General features: G+C 75.0%; 14 protein-coding genes. 9 read left to right on the forward strand and 5 right to left on the reverse strand.

Features of this window, described 5'->3' with window-relative positions; genetic code table 11:
* Positions 1-119: 119 nt before the first annotated feature.
* On the forward strand, positions 120-704 hold the full coding sequence (locus ACFY3U_RS04390) for a hypothetical protein (RefSeq protein ID WP_387194695.1): 585 nt from the start codon (positions 120-122) through the stop codon (positions 702-704).
* A 42-nt stretch (positions 705-746) separates the two neighbouring features.
* Here the strand turns inward: ACFY3U_RS04390 and ACFY3U_RS04395 are convergent, their stop codons facing one another.
* Together ACFY3U_RS04395 and ACFY3U_RS04400 are read right to left on the reverse strand one after the other, a co-directional pair.
* Positions 747-1,256, reverse strand: coding sequence for a hypothetical protein (locus ACFY3U_RS04395; protein ID WP_387194698.1), 510 nt, complete (start codon positions 1,254-1,256; stop codon positions 747-749).
* A gap of 99 nt (positions 1,257-1,355) precedes the next feature.
* Positions 1,356-3,203 carry a glycoside hydrolase family 15 protein gene (locus ACFY3U_RS04400; RefSeq protein ID WP_387194701.1) on the reverse strand — a complete coding sequence of 616 codons (1,848 nt, stop codon included), beginning with the start codon at positions 3,201-3,203 and terminating at the stop codon, positions 1,356-1,358.
* Between the two features lie 340 nt (positions 3,204-3,543).
* On the opposite strand from ACFY3U_RS04400, the gene ACFY3U_RS04405 reads away from it, so the two are divergent.
* From ACFY3U_RS04405 to ACFY3U_RS04415, 3 genes are all read left to right on the forward strand, one after another.
* Positions 3,544-5,034: an NCS2 family permease gene (locus tag ACFY3U_RS04405; protein ID WP_387194704.1), complete on the forward strand. Its 1,491-nt coding sequence runs from the start codon at positions 3,544-3,546 to the stop codon at positions 5,032-5,034.
* A 215-nt stretch (positions 5,035-5,249) separates the two neighbouring features.
* A complete protein-coding gene (locus ACFY3U_RS04410; protein WP_387194707.1) occupies positions 5,250-6,167 on the forward strand; it encodes an acetyltransferase in 918 nt (305 codons plus the stop codon).
* A 196-nt stretch (positions 6,168-6,363) separates the two neighbouring features.
* The gene (locus tag ACFY3U_RS04415; RefSeq protein WP_387194710.1) at positions 6,364-7,161 is read left to right on the forward strand and encodes an alpha/beta fold hydrolase; all 798 of its coding nucleotides are present in this window, start codon (positions 6,364-6,366) and stop codon (positions 7,159-7,161) included.
* 53 nt (positions 7,162-7,214) lie between these two features.
* Here the strand turns inward: ACFY3U_RS04415 and ACFY3U_RS04420 are convergent, their stop codons facing one another.
* Entirely contained in the window at positions 7,215-7,784 is a 570-nt protein-coding gene (locus ACFY3U_RS04420) for a dihydrofolate reductase family protein (protein WP_387194713.1), read from the reverse strand.
* Between the two features lie 76 nt (positions 7,785-7,860).
* Here ACFY3U_RS04420 and ACFY3U_RS04425 point away from each other — a divergent pair, with 76 nt between their 5' ends.
* Together ACFY3U_RS04425 and ACFY3U_RS04430 are read left to right on the forward strand one after the other, a co-directional pair.
* Positions 7,861-8,433, forward strand: coding sequence for a TetR/AcrR family transcriptional regulator (locus ACFY3U_RS04425; RefSeq protein WP_387194715.1), 573 nt, complete (start codon positions 7,861-7,863; stop codon positions 8,431-8,433).
* Between the two features lie 107 nt (positions 8,434-8,540).
* Positions 8,541-9,689 (forward strand): polysaccharide pyruvyl transferase family protein, encoded by a 1,149-nt coding sequence (locus ACFY3U_RS04430; protein WP_387194718.1) that lies wholly within the window; start codon positions 8,541-8,543, stop codon positions 9,687-9,689.
* Between the two features lie 3 nt (positions 9,690-9,692).
* Here the strand turns inward: ACFY3U_RS04430 and ACFY3U_RS04435 are convergent, their stop codons facing one another.
* Positions 9,693-9,902, reverse strand: a complete 210-nt coding sequence (locus ACFY3U_RS04435; RefSeq protein WP_387194721.1) for a hypothetical protein — start codon at positions 9,900-9,902, stop codon at positions 9,693-9,695.
* Positions 9,903-9,984: 82 nt separating this feature from the next.
* On the opposite strand from ACFY3U_RS04435, the gene ACFY3U_RS04440 reads away from it, so the two are divergent.
* Positions 9,985-10,506, forward strand: coding sequence for a DinB family protein (locus ACFY3U_RS04440; protein WP_387194724.1), 522 nt, complete (start codon positions 9,985-9,987; stop codon positions 10,504-10,506).
* A 42-nt stretch (positions 10,507-10,548) separates the two neighbouring features.
* On the opposite strand, the gene ACFY3U_RS04445 is transcribed toward ACFY3U_RS04440, so the two are convergent.
* Positions 10,549-11,421, reverse strand: coding sequence for a carbohydrate kinase family protein (locus ACFY3U_RS04445; RefSeq protein WP_387194727.1), 873 nt, complete (start codon positions 11,419-11,421; stop codon positions 10,549-10,551).
* A gap of 62 nt (positions 11,422-11,483) precedes the next feature.
* On the opposite strand from ACFY3U_RS04445, the gene ACFY3U_RS04450 reads away from it, so the two are divergent.
* Both ACFY3U_RS04450 and ACFY3U_RS04455 read left to right on the forward strand, forming a co-directional pair.
* Positions 11,484-14,561, forward strand: coding sequence for an SNF2-related protein (locus tag ACFY3U_RS04450; protein ID WP_387194730.1), 3,078 nt, complete (start codon positions 11,484-11,486; stop codon positions 14,559-14,561).
* A complete protein-coding gene (locus ACFY3U_RS04455) occupies positions 14,558-15,538 on the forward strand; it encodes an SWIM zinc finger family protein (RefSeq protein ID WP_387194734.1) in 981 nt (326 codons plus the stop codon). Before ACFY3U_RS04450 ends, ACFY3U_RS04455 begins: the two co-directional genes overlap by 4 nt.
* Positions 15,539-15,667: the final 129 nt, after the last annotated feature.

Here is a 15,667-nt window from a genome sequence, read left to right on the forward strand (position 1 = left end):
TGGGACGGCGGGGCCACTGGTCGAGCGCGAGACCGGTCAGCGGGTGACAACGCGCAACTGGAAGACGATCCAGCGCATACTGCGTACTCCCGCCTAACGCTGTCAACGCCGGCTGAACTTTGGCCGAGGAGGCGCACGTCGCGTACGGGCTGAGCAGCTGGCACCCCACGGCCGGGACGCTGGCCGCCGGGGCCGTCTCCCGGCGGCGGCGCGACGGCCGCCGGGTCCGCCACACCGGCGGCCGGATCGAGTACGTCGGGGGCGACCTGCCCATCCTGGGGTGGGACTTTCCGGCGCCGTTGGGCCGCCGGGCGGTTTTCGGCGAGTTCACCATGGCGGACGTGGTCACCGTGCCCAGCCACCTGGCCGTCCCCGAGGTACGCACCTACCTGACCGTCGAGGCGGCGCAGGACCTGGCGGACCCCGCCACCTCGGGTCCCACCGCGGCCGACGAGCGGGGCCGCTCGGCGCAGACCTTCACCGTCGACGTCCTGGTGCGCTCCGGCGGCGCGGAACGGCGCGTCACCGCCACAGGTCGGGACATCTACGCCGTGAGCGCGCCGCTGGCGGTCGAGGCGGTCGGCCGGATCCTCGATGGTCGGACCCGGACGAGCGGCGTCGCCTCCGCCGGGGCGATCTTCGACGCGCCCGACTTCCTCCGCGCGCTCTCCGCACACCTCACCGTCACCCCATGCCCGTGGTGACGTCGCCGCTCCGGCACCGGGGGAACCGGCCCGGCCGGCGGGTCAGGATGCCGTCGGGGGCAGCCGCCGGGCCAGTTCGTCGCGCAGGCGATCGATGCCGGGCGTCATCCGGTCCAGCCGGACGGTCAGCGCGTACGGCCGGCGCTGCCCGGATGCCGCCCACTGGTTCGGCCGCATCGGCGGCCGGGTGAGCTGCGGATCGACCGGTTCGACGACCAGTCGTCGATCGAGGCGGCCCTGCACCCGGGCGCGCGCCAGGTTCGTCCAGTCGATCGCCAGCGTCGTACCGTCCGGGCCGGTCAGCTCCAGCGCCCGGTCGGTCAACCGCAGCGGCAGGCGGGCCTCGCGGCGCACCGCCCAGCGGGTCCCGACCCCGACACCGACGCCGATCAGGCCGAACCGCACGAACACCTGCCACCACGGCTCACCGGTGAATGCCGCGTAGCCGGCCAGCAGCGCCGCGCCGGCGAACAGGACGACCGCCAGCTTCCAGTACCGAGGGGGCGAGCGGTGAAACTCCACAACGGACGGTCGAAGCTCCGGATCGGCCATCGTCGTGCTGTGCCCAGGCCGGCGTCGCCGCAAACGAGGGCCCGAACGGCGCGTCCAGGCTCGCCGATGACGGTGCGCCGGCCGGGGTCGGCGGGACGGCTACCGGCGGCGGCGGGCGTCGGCCTCGGCGTCCAGGAGGTCGTTCAGCGCCAGCGCCGAGTTGATCAGGGACAGGTGGCTGAACGCCTGCGGGTAGTTGCCGATCTGCTCACCGGTCGAGGCGATCTCCTCGGCGTACAGGCCGAGGTGGTTGCTGAAGGTGAACATCTTCTCGAAGGTGAGCCGGGCGTCGTCCAGCCGGCCGGTACGCGCCAGCGCCTCGACGTACCAGAAGGTGCACATGTTGAAGGTGCCCTCGTGGCCGGGCAGGCCGTCGGGGGAGTGCACCGGGTCGTACCGGTGGACCAGGCTGTCGGAGACCAGGTCCCGCTCGATCGACGCCAGGGTGGACTTCCACAGCGGGTCGCTCGGCGTCACGAACCCCACCGCCGGCATGGCCAGCAGCGCGGCGTCCAGCACGTTCTCGTCGTACGCCTGCACGAAACTGCCGCGTTCCCGGTGGTAACCGCGGGCCATCACCTGGTCGTAGATCCGGTTGCGCTGATCGGTCCAGCAGGTCATGTCCCCGGGGCGGCCGGTGCGGGTGGCCAGCCGGATGGCGCGGTCCAGCGCCACCCAGGACATCACCCGGCCGAACGTGTAGTTGCGGGGGTGGTGGCGGCTCTCCCAGATGCCGGCGTCGGGTTGGTCCCAGTGGTGGCAGAGCCAGTCGACCAGCCGTACGGTGCTCTTCCACACCTGGTGCGACACCCGGATGCCCTGCTCGTCGGCGAGGTGCATGGCGTAGAGCGCCTCGCCGTGGATGTCGAGCTGGAGCTGGTCGGCGGCGCCGTTGCCGATCCGCACCGGGCGGGAGCCGCGGTAGCCCTCCAGGTGGTCGAGCACCTCCTCGTGCAGGTCGGAGGAGCCGTCCACCCGGTACATGATCTTCAGCGGGTCCTGCTGGTCGCCGGCCTCGCGGATCCGCTCGTCCAGCCACTCCATGTACCGGCTGACCTCCTCGGTGAAGCCGAGGCCGAGCAGCGCGTGCACCGAGAACGAGGTGTCGCGGACCCAGGTGTAGCGGTAGTCCCAGTTGCGGGAACCGCCGACCAGCTCGGGCAGCGCGGCGGTGGGCGCGGCGATCATCGCGCCGGTCGGCGCGTACGTCATGAGTTTCAACGTGATGGCTGAGCGCTCGACCATCTCCCGCCACCGGCCGGTGTAGCGGGACCGTTCGACCCAGCGCCGCCAGTAGTCCCGGGTCCACTCGAACATGCCCTGGACCTCGTCCGGCGAGATGATCCGCGGCTCCTCGCCGGCCGTCTCCAGCACCACCCCGCCGGTGTCGCCCTCGTTCAGCGTGCCGTACGCGACCAGGTCGCCGCCCTCCAGGCGGACGTCCCCGCCATGGGCGAGGAGTTGCCGCACCGGGTCGACCGGGTTGAAGGTGAGCGTGGCCGACGGGCTGCGGAAGACGTACCCGTTCTGGTGGCGCTCCAGCCGATGCTCCTGCCGGGCGTAGTCGAACCTTGGCCGGCACTCCACCTTGAAGCGCATGCTGCCCCGGACCATGTTGACCATGCGGACCAGGCGGTGCGTGTCGGTGACCCGCTCCCCGGTGACCGGCATGAAGTCCATCACCTCGGCGACGCCGTCGGCGCTGATGAACCGGGTGACCAGGATCGGCGTGCCGGGCAGGTAGAGCTGCTTGGTGACGTAGTGGACGTCGTGCGGGGCGATCCGGAAGTAGCCCCCCTTGTCCTTGTCCAGCAGCGCCGCGAAGATGCTCGGTGAGTCGAAGCGCGGCGCGCAGAACCAGTCGATCGTCCCGTCGCAGGTCACCAGCGCGGCGGTCTGCAGGTCGCCGATGAGCCCGTGATCCTCGATCGCCGGATAGGTGTCCACGTCGCCCCCGGTCTCGACTGCCCTCTGCTGAGCAATCTAGGGGAAGAATCGTCAGATTTGAGGGCGTTTCGCGGGGCGGCCACTCCGTCGCGTACGTCGACCGGGGCGGCGTTGCCCAGATCACGTCGTCCGGTCGCCTTCCCGCAGGTCGCCTTCGGTTACCCGGCGGTTAAGCTCGCGGTGCGAAGTCGTTCCCCCGACCGGGGGGCGGCTTCGTAGTGCTTCGCGACTGCCGCGGAGCCCAGCCGCCCCGACGTTCTCCGGGCCAACCGCAACGGGACGGCTGCACCCCCCTCGCCGCCTCGCCGGCGGCCAACCCGGAACGGAGCACCACCGCGCCATGAGCGTGACCACGAACGACCCCGTCGCCCCCGTCGAGCCGGCGGAACCGGCCGAGAAGGGCCGGATCGACCGCTTCTTCGAGATCACCCGCCGGGGCTCGACCGTCCGGCGCGAGGTGCTCGCTGGCATCACCACCTTCGCGACGATGGCCTACATCGTCGTGCTCAACCCCCTGATCATCGGCACCGCGCCGGACGCCGACGGCAACCTGCTCGGCATCGCCCCGGTCGCCGGGGTCACCGCCCTGGTCGCCGCGGTCATGACGATCATGATGGGCGTCGTCGGCCGGGTGCCGTTCGCCGTCGCCACCGGGCTGGGCCTGAACGCCTTCGTCGCGTACGCCGTCGCCTCCCAGATGACCTGGGCGCAGGCGATGGGCCTGGTGGTGATCGAGGGCCTGATCATCACCGTGCTGGTGCTGACCGGCTTCCGCAAGGCGGTCTTCCGGGCCATCCCGGCCGAGCTGAAGGCAGCCATCGCCGCCGGCATCGGCCTGTTCATCGCGTTCATCGGCTTCGTCGACGGCGGGCTGGTCCGGCGGATTCCGGACGCCGCCGGCACCACCGTGCCGGTGCAGCTGGGCGGGGACGGCACGCTGCGCGGCTGGCCCACCGTCGTGTTCCTGATCGGCCTGCTGGTCACCGGCATCCTGGTCGCCCGCAAGGTCAAGGCCGGCGTGCTGATCGGGATCGTGGCCACCACGGTCGTCGCGGTGATCGTCAACGCGGTCGCCAAGCCCGGTGCGGCGTTCGTCGACGGCAAGCCCAACCCGACCGGCTGGGCGCTCAACGTGCCGACCCTGCCCGACCCGCTGATCTCCGCGCCCGACCTGCACCTGGTCGGCAACGTGTCGTTCGGCGCCTTCGCCAACGTGGGCGTGATGACCGCGCTGCTGCTGGTCTTCACCCTGGTGCTGGCGGACTTCTTCGACGTCATGGGCACCACCGTCGGGCTGGCCAAGCAGGCAAACCTGGCCACCGACGACGGCACCGACATGCCGCGGCTGGGCAAGGTGCTCTTCGTCGACGGCGTGGCCGCGGTCGCCGGCGGCGCCGGCAGCGCCTCCTCGGCCACCACGTACGTGGAGTCGTCCTCGGGCATCGCGGACGGCGGGCGTACCGGCCTGACCAGCGTGGTCACCGGGGTGCTCTTCCTCGGCGCGCTGCTGCTGACCCCGCTGGTGGCGCTGGTGCCCAGCGAGGCCGCCGGCCCGGCGCTGGTCGTGGTGGGCGCGCTGATGATCCGGCAGGTCAAGGACATCGACTTCACCGACGTCGGCGTCGCGGTGCCGGCGTTCCTCACCATGACGCTGATGCCGTTCACCTACTCGATCACCAACGGCATCGGCGCCGGCTTCGTCAGCTGGGTGGCGATCCGGGTGGCACAGGGCCGGGCCCGGCAGATCCACCCGCTGATGTGGGCGGTCTCCGTCGCGTTCGTCGTCTACTTCGGCATCAACCTGGTCAAGGCGGTCACCGGCGTCAGCTGAGCCGCCATCGACGCGCCCCGCTGCCACCGGCCCGTCGGCAGCGGGGCGCGCCCATGCCGGGACGGGGTTGCGGCGCCCGGTCCGGCTGGTTAAGTTCGTCGCACGCCGTCGAGCCGGAAGGAGGTCAGAACCATGTCCGATGTTCTGCGCCCCCTCCGCGGCCCGGCGTCCACGCGGAGCTGATCCGGGGCGCGCGTCACCCGGAGGTTCGCACCATGACCGATCTGGTCGTCCGCCCGCTCGTCGCGGGCGAGGACAGTCTCTTCGACTCCCTGCCCGACCCGCTGCCCCAGCTGCGCCGGGTCGCCTACGCCGACGGCCTCGCCGGTGGCGGTTACCGTCCCGAGCACACCTGGGTCGCCCTGCGCGGCGGCCGGGTGGTCGCCCGGGCCGCCTGGCTGCAGCCGCCCGGCGCCGTCGGTGACCCCTGGCTGGAGCACTTTGACCTGGCCGCCGAGCCGGAGGTGGGCGCCGCCCTGCTGCGCGCCGCGCACGAGGCGTTCGGTGGCCCGCTCAGCTACCACGCCGCGCTGCCCGCGTACTGGCGGCGGCGGCCGGAGGTGCTGGCCGTGATCCAGCCGGCGATGGCGGCGGCCCGGCTCGCCGGGCTGGTCGAGCGCGGCGAGCGGCTGCGCTGCTCCTGGACGGGCGCGCCCCTGCCGGCGTCCTCCGGCCGGTACACCTTCCGCCCGGCAACCGACCGCGCCGAGATCGAGGCCCTGGTGGCCCGCATCCCCGCGCCCCAGGTGCTGACCGGCGCGGAGGTTGCCCGGACGGTCGCCGGGGTGGACCTGGCCACCGAACCGTTGGCCTGGCTCACCGGGCCGGTGCAGGCGTGGCGGCTCGCCCTGGCCGGCGATGCGCCGGTCGGCCTGGTCGGCACCGCCGGGGACGCCTGCTACCCACTGGTCGCCTACCTCGGGGTACGCGACGAGGCGGCGCTCGGCGAGCTGCTGGCCGAGGCGGTCCGGGTGCTGGCCGCCGACGGCGCCCGGGAGGCGATCGCCGACGTGGACGCCCACCGGGTGGCGGTGGTGGCGGAGCTGGAGCGCACCGGCTTCCGGCAGCTGCGTACCCGGGTGCTCTTCACCCCGGCCACGGCCGCGGACGGCACCGGGGTGGCACCGGCCTGACCGGTCGCGGTGCGCCCCGGCCGGCCCGGGGCGCACCGTCCGCCCGGCCGGGCACCAACGGTCGGAGACCGGCCGGTGGTGGGCCGGCCGGTTCGCCGGGAAACCGGCGGCCGGCGCCCCAGCGCCGGATACCCTGCGGTCGACCGCCGGCGGCGCGACCGGGGCCGTTCCGACCTGTCGCCGAGGAGGTGCGCCGGTGAGCTACGCGGACGTGGACGGGCTGCGACTGTGGTACGAGGTGCACGGCGACGGCCCGCCGCTGGTGCTGCTGCACGGCGGCTACGGCTCGGTGGAGACGTTCGCCCCGATCCTGCCGGCGCTGGCCGCCCGGCGCCGGGTGATCGGCGTCGACCTGCAGGGGCACGGGCGCACCGCGGATGTCGACCGTCCCCTGCGGTACGAGTCGATGGCCGACACCGTCGCCGCGCTGATCGGTCACCTCGGCCTGCCGGAGACGGACCTGCTGGGCTACTCGCTCGGCGGTGGGGTGGCCCTGCGGGCGGCCATCCAGCAGCCCGCGTTGGTCCGCCGGCTGGTGCTGGTCTCCACGCCCTGCCGCCGGGGAGGTTGGTACCCGGAGGTGCTCGCCGCGATGGGCGCCCAGGACGAGAGCGTCGGCGAGCGGATGCGCGGCACGCCGCCGCACGAGATCTACCAGCGCATCGCGCCCCGCCCGCAGGACTGGCCGCGGCTCTGGGCCAAGGGCGGTGAGCTGCTGCGCCGCGAGTACGACTGGTCGGCCGAGGTGGCCGCCCTGGCCCCGCCGACCCTGCTGGTCTACGCCGACGGCGACTCGATCCCGGTCACCCACATGGCGGAGTTCTTCGGGCTGCTCGGCGGCGGCCACCGGGACGCCGGCTGGGACGGCACCGACCGGCCGGCCGCCCGGTTGGCCGTGCTGCCCGGGCTCACCCACTACGACATCGTGGCCGCGCCGGCGCTGCCCGCCGCGGTGCTGCCCTTCCTCACCCACCAGATCCGCCCGCCGGCCTGAGCGGGTTGGGCCGGCGGCCGGCGGGGATTCGGCCACCGGACGCCCGGCCCCGCTCAGAACCGGGCGTAGTGCAGGATCACCACCCCGCTCGCGAAGGGGTGGGTCTCGACCATTCGGAAGCGGTGCGGGTCGAAGCCGCGGGCGGCGAGCGGGACGCCCTCGCCGACCACGATCGGGTTGAGCTTGAGCACCAGCTCGTCGACCTCGGGGAGCAGGTCACCGGCGAGCGCGCCCCCGCCGCAGAGCCAGATGTCGCGGCCCGGTCGGCGCTTGAGGTCGCGGACGAAGGGGACCGGGTCGGCGTCGACGATCTCGACGTCGGGATGGTCCGCCGGCGGGAGGGTGCGCGAGAAGACGTACTGCCGCAGGTGCCGGTAGGGGCTGGTGACGCCGATCCGCAGCGCGGGATCGTAGGTGCGCCGGCCCATCACCACCGCGTCGAAGCGCCCCTCCGGTCGGTCGATGCCGAACCGCTCGTGGGCGACGGTGGGAAAGGCCTGCGGCCACCGCGCCACCAGGTGCTCGGCGACGTCGGGTTCGAGTGGGAAGAAGTCGGCCGAGCCGTCCGGGGCGGCGATGAAGCCGTCCAGCGTGCTGGCGACGTAGTACACGAGCTTGCGCAAACCCACTCCTCAATCACTACGGCTGTCGTGGTCGTCAAACTACAACAGCCGTCGTGGTTGGGCTAGGGTGATTCGTGTGGCGAGGAACGTGCAGCGGCGGGCGGCGCTCGCCGACGCCGGCCTGCGGGTGCTGGCGGCGACCGGGGCGCGGGGGCTGACCCACCGCGCCGTCGACGCCGAGGCGGGCGTGCCGGTCGGCACCTGCTCCAACTACTTCCGCTCCCGGGACGCCCTGCTGGGCGCGCTCGGCGAGCGGATCATGGAACGGTTCGCCCCCGACGACCGCCGGCTCACCGAGCTGGGCTCCCGCGAGCCGTCCCCGGCCCTGCTCACCGCCTACCTCCGCTACGTGGTGGAGCGGACCACCGCCCAACCCGCGCTGACCCGGGCGCTGATCGAGCTGCGGCTGGAGGCGGTCCGCCGGCCCGAGCTGGCCCGGATCCTCGGCGACACGCTGCGGCGCGGCTACCGCGACGACGTCGCCTTCCACGTCGCCGCCGGCCTGCCGGGCGGCGCGTTCGAGGTGGCGCTGCTGCGGTACGCCGTCGACGGGTTGCTGCTGGATCTGGTCGGCACCTCGGTGGGCGCCGGATTCGACCCGGACGAGGTGGTCTCCGTCCTGGTGTCCCGGCTGGTCACCCCCGCCTGAGCGGGCGCCGCTCCCGGCGGTGGGTGGGGTGTGTCGCTCCCGGCGGCGGGTGTGTCGCCGCGTGCAGCGGGAAACCGCCCGGAACGCAGCCGGAGGAGGAGCGACGGATGACGCATGGCGCCGGACTGACCATCGGTGTGCTGGGTTCGTACGGCGGGCGGAACCTCGGTGACGAGGCGATCCTGACCGGGCTCCTGGCCGACCTGCGGGAGCAGGAGCCGAACGCCCGGATCATCGTCTTCTCCCGCAACCCGGCACACACCTCGCTGGCCCACCCGCAGGTGGAGGCGGTGCCCTGGGAGGGCGTCAGCCGGGTCGACTCCTCGGCGGTGCTCGCCGAGCTGGACCTGCTGATCCTCGGCGGCGGCGGCATCCTCTACGACAAGGAGGCCCGCCGTTACCTGCGGGTCGTCCGGGTCGCCCAGGAGCGGGGCCTGCCCCTGCTCACGTACGCGGTGGGGGTCGGGCCGCTCACCGACGGGGTGGACACCGGCATGGTGCGCGAGACCCTCTCCTCGGCCGTCGAGCTGACCGTCCGGGACCAGGAGTCGCGGATGGTGCTGGAGGAGGCCGGCCTGGTCAACCCGATCACCGTCACCGCCGACCCGGCGTTCCTGCTCACCCCGGAGGACTTCCCGGCCAAGCTGCTGCGGGAGGAGGGCGTACCGGCCGGCCGGCGGCTGGTCGGGCTCAGCGTCCGGGAGCCGGGACGGGCAGCCGAGCGGCTCGACGTCGACGGGTACCACCGGCTGCTGGCCCAGATCGGCGACTTCCTGGTGCACCGGATCGACGCGCACGTGCTGTTCGTCCCGATGGAACGGGACGACATCCGGCACGCGCACGGGGTGCTGTCGCACATGGTCGCGGCCGATCGGGGCCGGATCCTGCACGGCAGCTACTCGCCGCGGCAGGTGCTCGGGTTGATGAAGCACTTCGACCTGGCGGTCGGCATGCGACTGCACTTCCTGATCTTCGCCGCCATGGTCGGCACGCCGTTCCTGCCGCTGCCGTACGCCGGGAAGGTCTTCGACCTGGCCCAGCGGCTCGGCGTGCCGGCGCTGCGCGGCGTGGAACGGGAGGCGGAGGGCCCGCTGCTGGCCGAGGTGGACCGGCTCTGGGACGAGCGGGAGTCGCGCGCCGCGGAGACCGCCCGGCGGGTGGCCGAGGTGTGCGAGCAGGCCCGGGGCACGTCCCGGGTCACCCGGGGGGTGCTGGACAGCATCCGCTCCCGGGTGCTGGCCCGCACGCCCACCTGAGGATCAGGACGCGGACCCGCGGAAGTGGTACGACCACCGTGTCGGGTCGTCGTCCCCCGCCGTCTCCAGCTCGTAGATCTGCGCGTCGGCCAGGCCGCCCGGCCCCAGGTGGTGGTGGGTCAGCGGCGGCCGGCCGTTGCTGTCCAGCTCGACGTCGACGGTCTCGCCGTCGGCGGCGCCGCCCACCAGTGGAATCCGCACGGTTGATGCCATGCGCCCATCCTGCCCCGGCGACCGGCGGCCCGCAGGAGTTGCCGGGGCACCGGCGGACCGGGTCGCCGACTAGGGTCGGCGGATGGCGACCATCCCGATCGACCCCACCCTCGCGCCGGTGATCGCCCGCACCGGCGACGAACGGGCCGTCCTCGACGCGTTCCTCGACTTCCACCGCTCGATCCTGCTGCGCAAGGTGCGCGGGCTGAGCGACGCCGACGCCCGGCGCCGGCTGGTGCCGTCCACCACCACCCTCGCCGGCCTGGTGAAGCACCTCACCATGGTCGAGCGGAACTGGTTCCACCGGCTGCTCGCGCCCGCACCGGGCGAGGTCTTCGTCACCGGCGAGCAGGACGGCGACGCCAGCTTCACCGTCGGCCCGGACGAGACGCTGGCCGGGCTGGTCGAGGCGTACCAGGCGGCGTGCGCGCGGTCCCGGGAGGTGGCCGCCGGGTTCCCGCTGGACCACGTCGTCCCGCAGCCGCAGCTGGGCGAGGTGTCGCTGCGCTGGATCCTGGTGCACCTGATCGAGGAGACCGCCCGGCACGCCGGGCACGCCGACATCCTCCGCGAGCTGACCGACGGCGAGACCGGCGCCGTCTGACCCGGTCCCGGCGCGGCCGGCGGCCGGCCCGGTCGCGCCGGCTCAGTCCCGGGGCAGCAGGCCGGGCGGGTACTCCATGCCGTCGTGGGTGCAGGCCGCCGCGGCCACCCGGGCGGCGTACCGGGCCGCGTCGGGCAGCGGCGCGCCGCGCAGCCGGGCGGCGATCAGCCCGGCCGCGAAGGCGTCCCCGGCGCCGTTGGTGTCGATCACCGGCGCTCCGGCGGCGGCCACCGGCACGGTCACCGGGTCGCCCGCGTCCCGGTGCAGCTCGGCCCCGTCGGCGCCCCGGGTGACCAGCACCGTGCGCGGCGCCAGCCCGGCGGCGACCTCGGCGCCCCGGTCACCCAGCCGGACGCCGCTGACGAAGACCAGGTCGGCCGCCTCGGCGAACGAGCGGTGGTACGGGTTGTCGCCGTCCCAGTCGTGCAGGTCGGTGGAGAGCGCCACCCCGGGCGGCAGTGCGGCCCGCAGCGACCCGACCCGGTCCCGCAGCCAGTCCATGATCGACACGTGCACGTGTGCCGCCTCGCCGACCAGCGTGGCCAGCTCAGCCGGCGGGAACGGGTCGCCGCCGCCCCACGGGCGCGGGTCGTAGAGCGACATCCGTCGCCCGGCCGGCCCCACCAGGCTGACCGACCGGCGGGTGCCGCTCGGGTCGTCGACCAGCACCGACCGCACGCCGGCCCGGTCCAGCGCCGCCCGGACCACGTCGCCCGCGGGGTCGGCGCCCAGCACGTCCACCACGGTGACCCGCAGCCCGAGCGCGGCGGCCGCCAGGGCCACCCCGGCCCCGGTGTTGCCGACCCGCAGCTCGATCGGGGGCACGGTAAGCGAATCGGCGGCCGGCAGCGGAAGCTCCGGCACCTGGGCCCGCACGTCCAGTCCCAGACCGCCGAGCACGAGAAGGTCGACCATGGCGCCGACGGTAGCCGCCCGCCGCCGCCTATCCTGAGGCGGGCGACGAAGAGGGGGGGCAGGTGCTGGTCATCCACGGGGCGTGGCTGGTCGGCGCCGGTCTCGCGGTCTGGGCCGAGGACAGCGCGCGCCCCGACCGCGCGCCGCGCCGGCCCGGCCGGCCGCCGGGCGAGCGCCCCCACCCGTTCGCCGCCGACCACGCCGCGCTGGCCGCCGCGCTCGGCGACCTGCCGGCCCGGGCCGACACCCGGCCGCTGCGGCTGCCCACCCGGGCCGGCTCGCCGCTGCCCTCGCCGGAGCTGATCCGGGCCGCCGTCGCCGAACCGGTCCGCGGCCCGGTCACCCTGGCCGCCTGGCGGGTGCCCACCCTGGCGTACGCCCCGGACGACGCGCTGGCCGTGCTGCGCGGGCTGGCCGGGCTGACCGCCGTACCCGGGGCCGACCTGCGCCACCTCGCCGAGCTGGCCGCGTTCGCGGTCGACCTGGCGACCCGCGGCCGACTGCTGCCCACCGTGGCCGCGCCAGCGCCCGGTGCCGGTGCGGTCGCCCGCGCGGTGTGGCGGCCGTTGCTGACCGGCGCGGACGCCGGTTGGGCCCGGTCGCTGGCGCTGGCCCTGCCGCCCGTCACCCGCGCCGCGGCGGCCCCGGAGGCGGGCCCCGGCGCGCTGGTGGCCGACGCGCTCGACGCGCTGACCGACGCCGCCGCGCGGGTCGCGTTGGCCGACACCGACCTGGCCCGCGGCGGCCGGCGGGACGGCATCGTCGGCGACTGGCTGGCCGCGCTGACCGGGCCGGAGCGCGACTTCGCCGCCGAACCGGCCGCGCTGGCCACCCTCCGTTCCGAGCTGGACGCCTGGCAGCGCGACGCCGCCGGCGGCCCGGTCCGGGCCAGCTTCCGGCTGGTCGAGCCGGCCGAGGACGAGATCGTCGACCCGCTGGTCGTGGTGCCCGCCGATCCGTCCACCGTGGTCCGTGCGGGCGGCACCTGGCGGGTCGAGTTCGGGCTCCAGGCCGCCGAGGAGCCGGGCCTGCACGTGGACGCCGGGCAGGTGTGGCGGGCGCCGGAGACGGTGCCCACGCTGGCCGGGCGGCTGGACAGTCCGCAGGAGACGCTGCTGGCCGAGCTGGGCCGGGCCGGCCGGCTCTGGCCCGAGCTGGACGCCGCGCTGCGCACCCCGGCCCCGGAGCAGCTCGAGCTGGACGCCGAGGGCGCCCACCGGTTCCTGCGCGAGGGCGCCCCGGTGCTGCACGCGGCCGGCTTCGGGGTGCTGCTGCCGTCCTGGTGGCGGCGGCCGTCCGCCCGGCTCGGCGCCCGGCTGCAGGCGCGCGGGCGGACCGCCCCGGGCACCGTGGCCACCACCTCGGGCGGCCTCGGCCTGGACGCGCTGGTCGACTACCGGTGGGAGGTGGCGCTCGGCGACGAGACGATCGGCGCCGACGAGCTGGCGGCGCTGGCCGAGCTGAAGACGCCCCTGGTGCGGCTGCGCGGCCGGTGGGTGGAGCTGGACCCGCAGCGGCTCGCGGCCGGGCTGCGGCTGCTGCGCTCCGCCGGCGAGCTGACCGTCGGCGACCTGCTCCGGCTCGGGCTGGACGAGGGCGACGGCCCGGGCGCGCTGCCGGTGCTGGAGGTCGCCGCGGACGGCGCGCTCGGCGATCTGCTCGCCGGCCAGGCGGAGCGCCGGCTCACCCCGCTGGACCCGCCGCCGGCGTTCAAGGGCACCCTGCGGCCGTACCAGCGGCGCGGGCTGGCCTGGCTGGCCTTCCTCCAGTCGCTGGGGCTGGGCGGGGTGCTCGCCGACGACATGGGACTGGGCAAGACCGTGCAGCTGCTCGCCCTGCTCGCCGGGGATCCGCCGAACGCCGGGCCGACGCTGCTGGTCTGCCCGATGTCGCTGGTCGGCAACTGGCAGCGGGAGGCGGCGAAGTTCACCCCCGGGCTGCGGATCCACGTGCACCACGGCGCCGACCGGGCCCGGGGGGAGGCGTTCGAGGCGGCGGTGCACGCGGCCGACCTGGTGCTCACCACCTACTCGGTGGCCGCCCGGGACGCCGTGGCGCTGGCGTCGGTCGGCTGGCACCGGGTGGTGGTGGACGAGGCCCAGGCGATCAAGAACGCCTCCACCCGGCAGGCCGAGGCGGTCCGCGCGCTGCCCGCGCGGCACCGGGTCGCGGTCACCGGTACGCCGGTGGAGAACCGGCTCGCCGACCTGTGGTCGATCATGCAGTTCGCCAATCCCGGCCTGCTCGGCCCGGCCGCCAGCTTCAAGCAGTCGTACGCGGTGCCGATCGAGCGGCACGGCGACGCGGAGACCGCGGCCCGGCTGCGCCGGATCACCGGCCCGTTCGTGCTGCGCCGACTCAAGACCGACTCGTCGATCATCTCCGACCTGCCGGAGAAGCTGGAGATGGAGGTGCTCTGCAACCTCACCGCCGAGCAGGCCGCGCTCTACCGCGCGGTCGTCGACGACATGCTCGCGAAGATCGAGACCAGCGACGGCATCGAGCGGCGCGGCCTGGTGCTGGCCACCATGACCCGGCTCAAGCAGGTCTGCAACCACCCCGCCCAGCTGCTGCGCGACGGCTCGGCGCTGCCCGGCCGCTCGGGCAAGCTGGAACGGCTGGAGGAGATCATCGACGAGGTGCTGGCGGCGGGGGAGAAGGCCCTGCTGTTCACCCAGTACGCCGAGTTCGGCGGGATGCTGCGCGGCCACCTCTCGGCCCGCTTCGGCCGCGAGGTGCTCTTCCTACACGGCGGGGTCGGCAAGGCCGACCGGGACGCGATGGTCACCCGCTTCCAGTCCGTGGACGGGCCGCCGCTGTTCGTGCTGTCGCTCAAGGCCGGCGGCACCGGGTTGACCCTCACCGCGGCCAACCACGTGGTGCACGTGGACCGGTGGTGGAACCCGGCCGTGGAGGACCAGGCCACCGACCGGGCGTTCCGGATCGGCCAGCGGCGGCGGGTGCAGGTCCGCAAGTTCGTCTGCGCGGGCACCGTCGAGGAGAAGGTCGCCGCGATGATCGCCGACAAGCGCAGTCTCGCCGCGTCGGTGGTGGGCAGCGGCGAGGGCTGGGTCACCGAGCTGTCCACCGCCCAGCTGCGGGAACTGTTCGCGCTGGAGGCCGGGGCGGTGGTGGAGTGAGCGAGCGGGCCGGCCGGGACGGCGGCGGGTCGTTCGCCGACTACGGGCGGCCGCGCCGGGTCGACGGGGGGCTGAAGGCGCGCAGCACCCGGGGCGCGATCGGGGTGTCCTGGTGGTCCCGGCGGTTCCTGGAGGTGCTGGAGTCGTTCGCGCTGGGCACCCGGCTGACCCGCGGCCGGTCGTACGCGCGGGCCGGGCAGGTGCTCCGGTTGGACGTCACGCCCGGCCGGGTCGAGGCCACCGTGCAGGGCTCGCGACCGAAGCCGTACCAGGTCTCGGTCGGGCTGGCGCCGTTCCCGCCGGTGCTCTGGGAGCGGGTCGAGCGGGAGCTGGCCGGGCAGGCGTTCTTCAGCGCCCGGCTGCTCGCCGGGGACCTTCCGCCCGAGCTGGAGGAGCTGTTCGCCGCGGCCGGGGCGCCGCTGTTCCCGGCCGGGGTGGCGGAGCTGACCCAGCGGTGCAGCTGCCCCGACTTCGCGGTGCCGTGCAAGCATCTCGCCGCGACGTTCTACCTGTTGGCCGAGGCGTTCGACGCCGACCCGTTCCAGCTGCTGCACTGGCGCGGTCGCGGCCGCGCCGAGCTGCTCGACCGGCTCCGCACGCTGCGCGCCGAGGCGACGGGCGCGCCGACCGCGGGCGGCCCGGCGGTCGCGGATGGCCCGTCGGTCGCGGTCGGCGGGGCGCGATCGGCGGGAGCGGTGGCCCGTCCCTCGGGCGGTGTCCCGGCGTCCGGCTCCGGGTCGGAGTCGCTGCCGTCCGCCGGTGCGGCGCGGGCGCTGACCGGCCTGCCGGAGGCGCCGCTGGACGAGGCGGTGGACCGGTTCTGGTCACCGCCGGTGCCGCTGCCCGACCGGCCGGCCAGCCTGGCCACCGGTCCGGAGCTGCTGCTGCGTCAGCTCGGTGCGCCGGCGCCGGCCGTCGGCGGCCCCGGCCTGCTGGAGCGGCTGCGCCGCGCGTACCGCGCCTTCGGCCGGAGCTGACGCCCGCGCCGGTGTCCGGGCGGTCCGGCCCGCGGCGCCGGATACCGCCGCCCGTCCCCACCGCTGGCGGGGCAAGGTCCCGCCGGCGGTCCCCACGGTCGCGGCGCCGGGTTCCACCGGCGGTCCCCA

This window comes from Micromonospora sp. NPDC000089 (assembly GCF_042899365.1).
Classification (GTDB): Bacteria; Actinomycetota; Actinomycetes; order Mycobacteriales; family Micromonosporaceae; genus Micromonospora.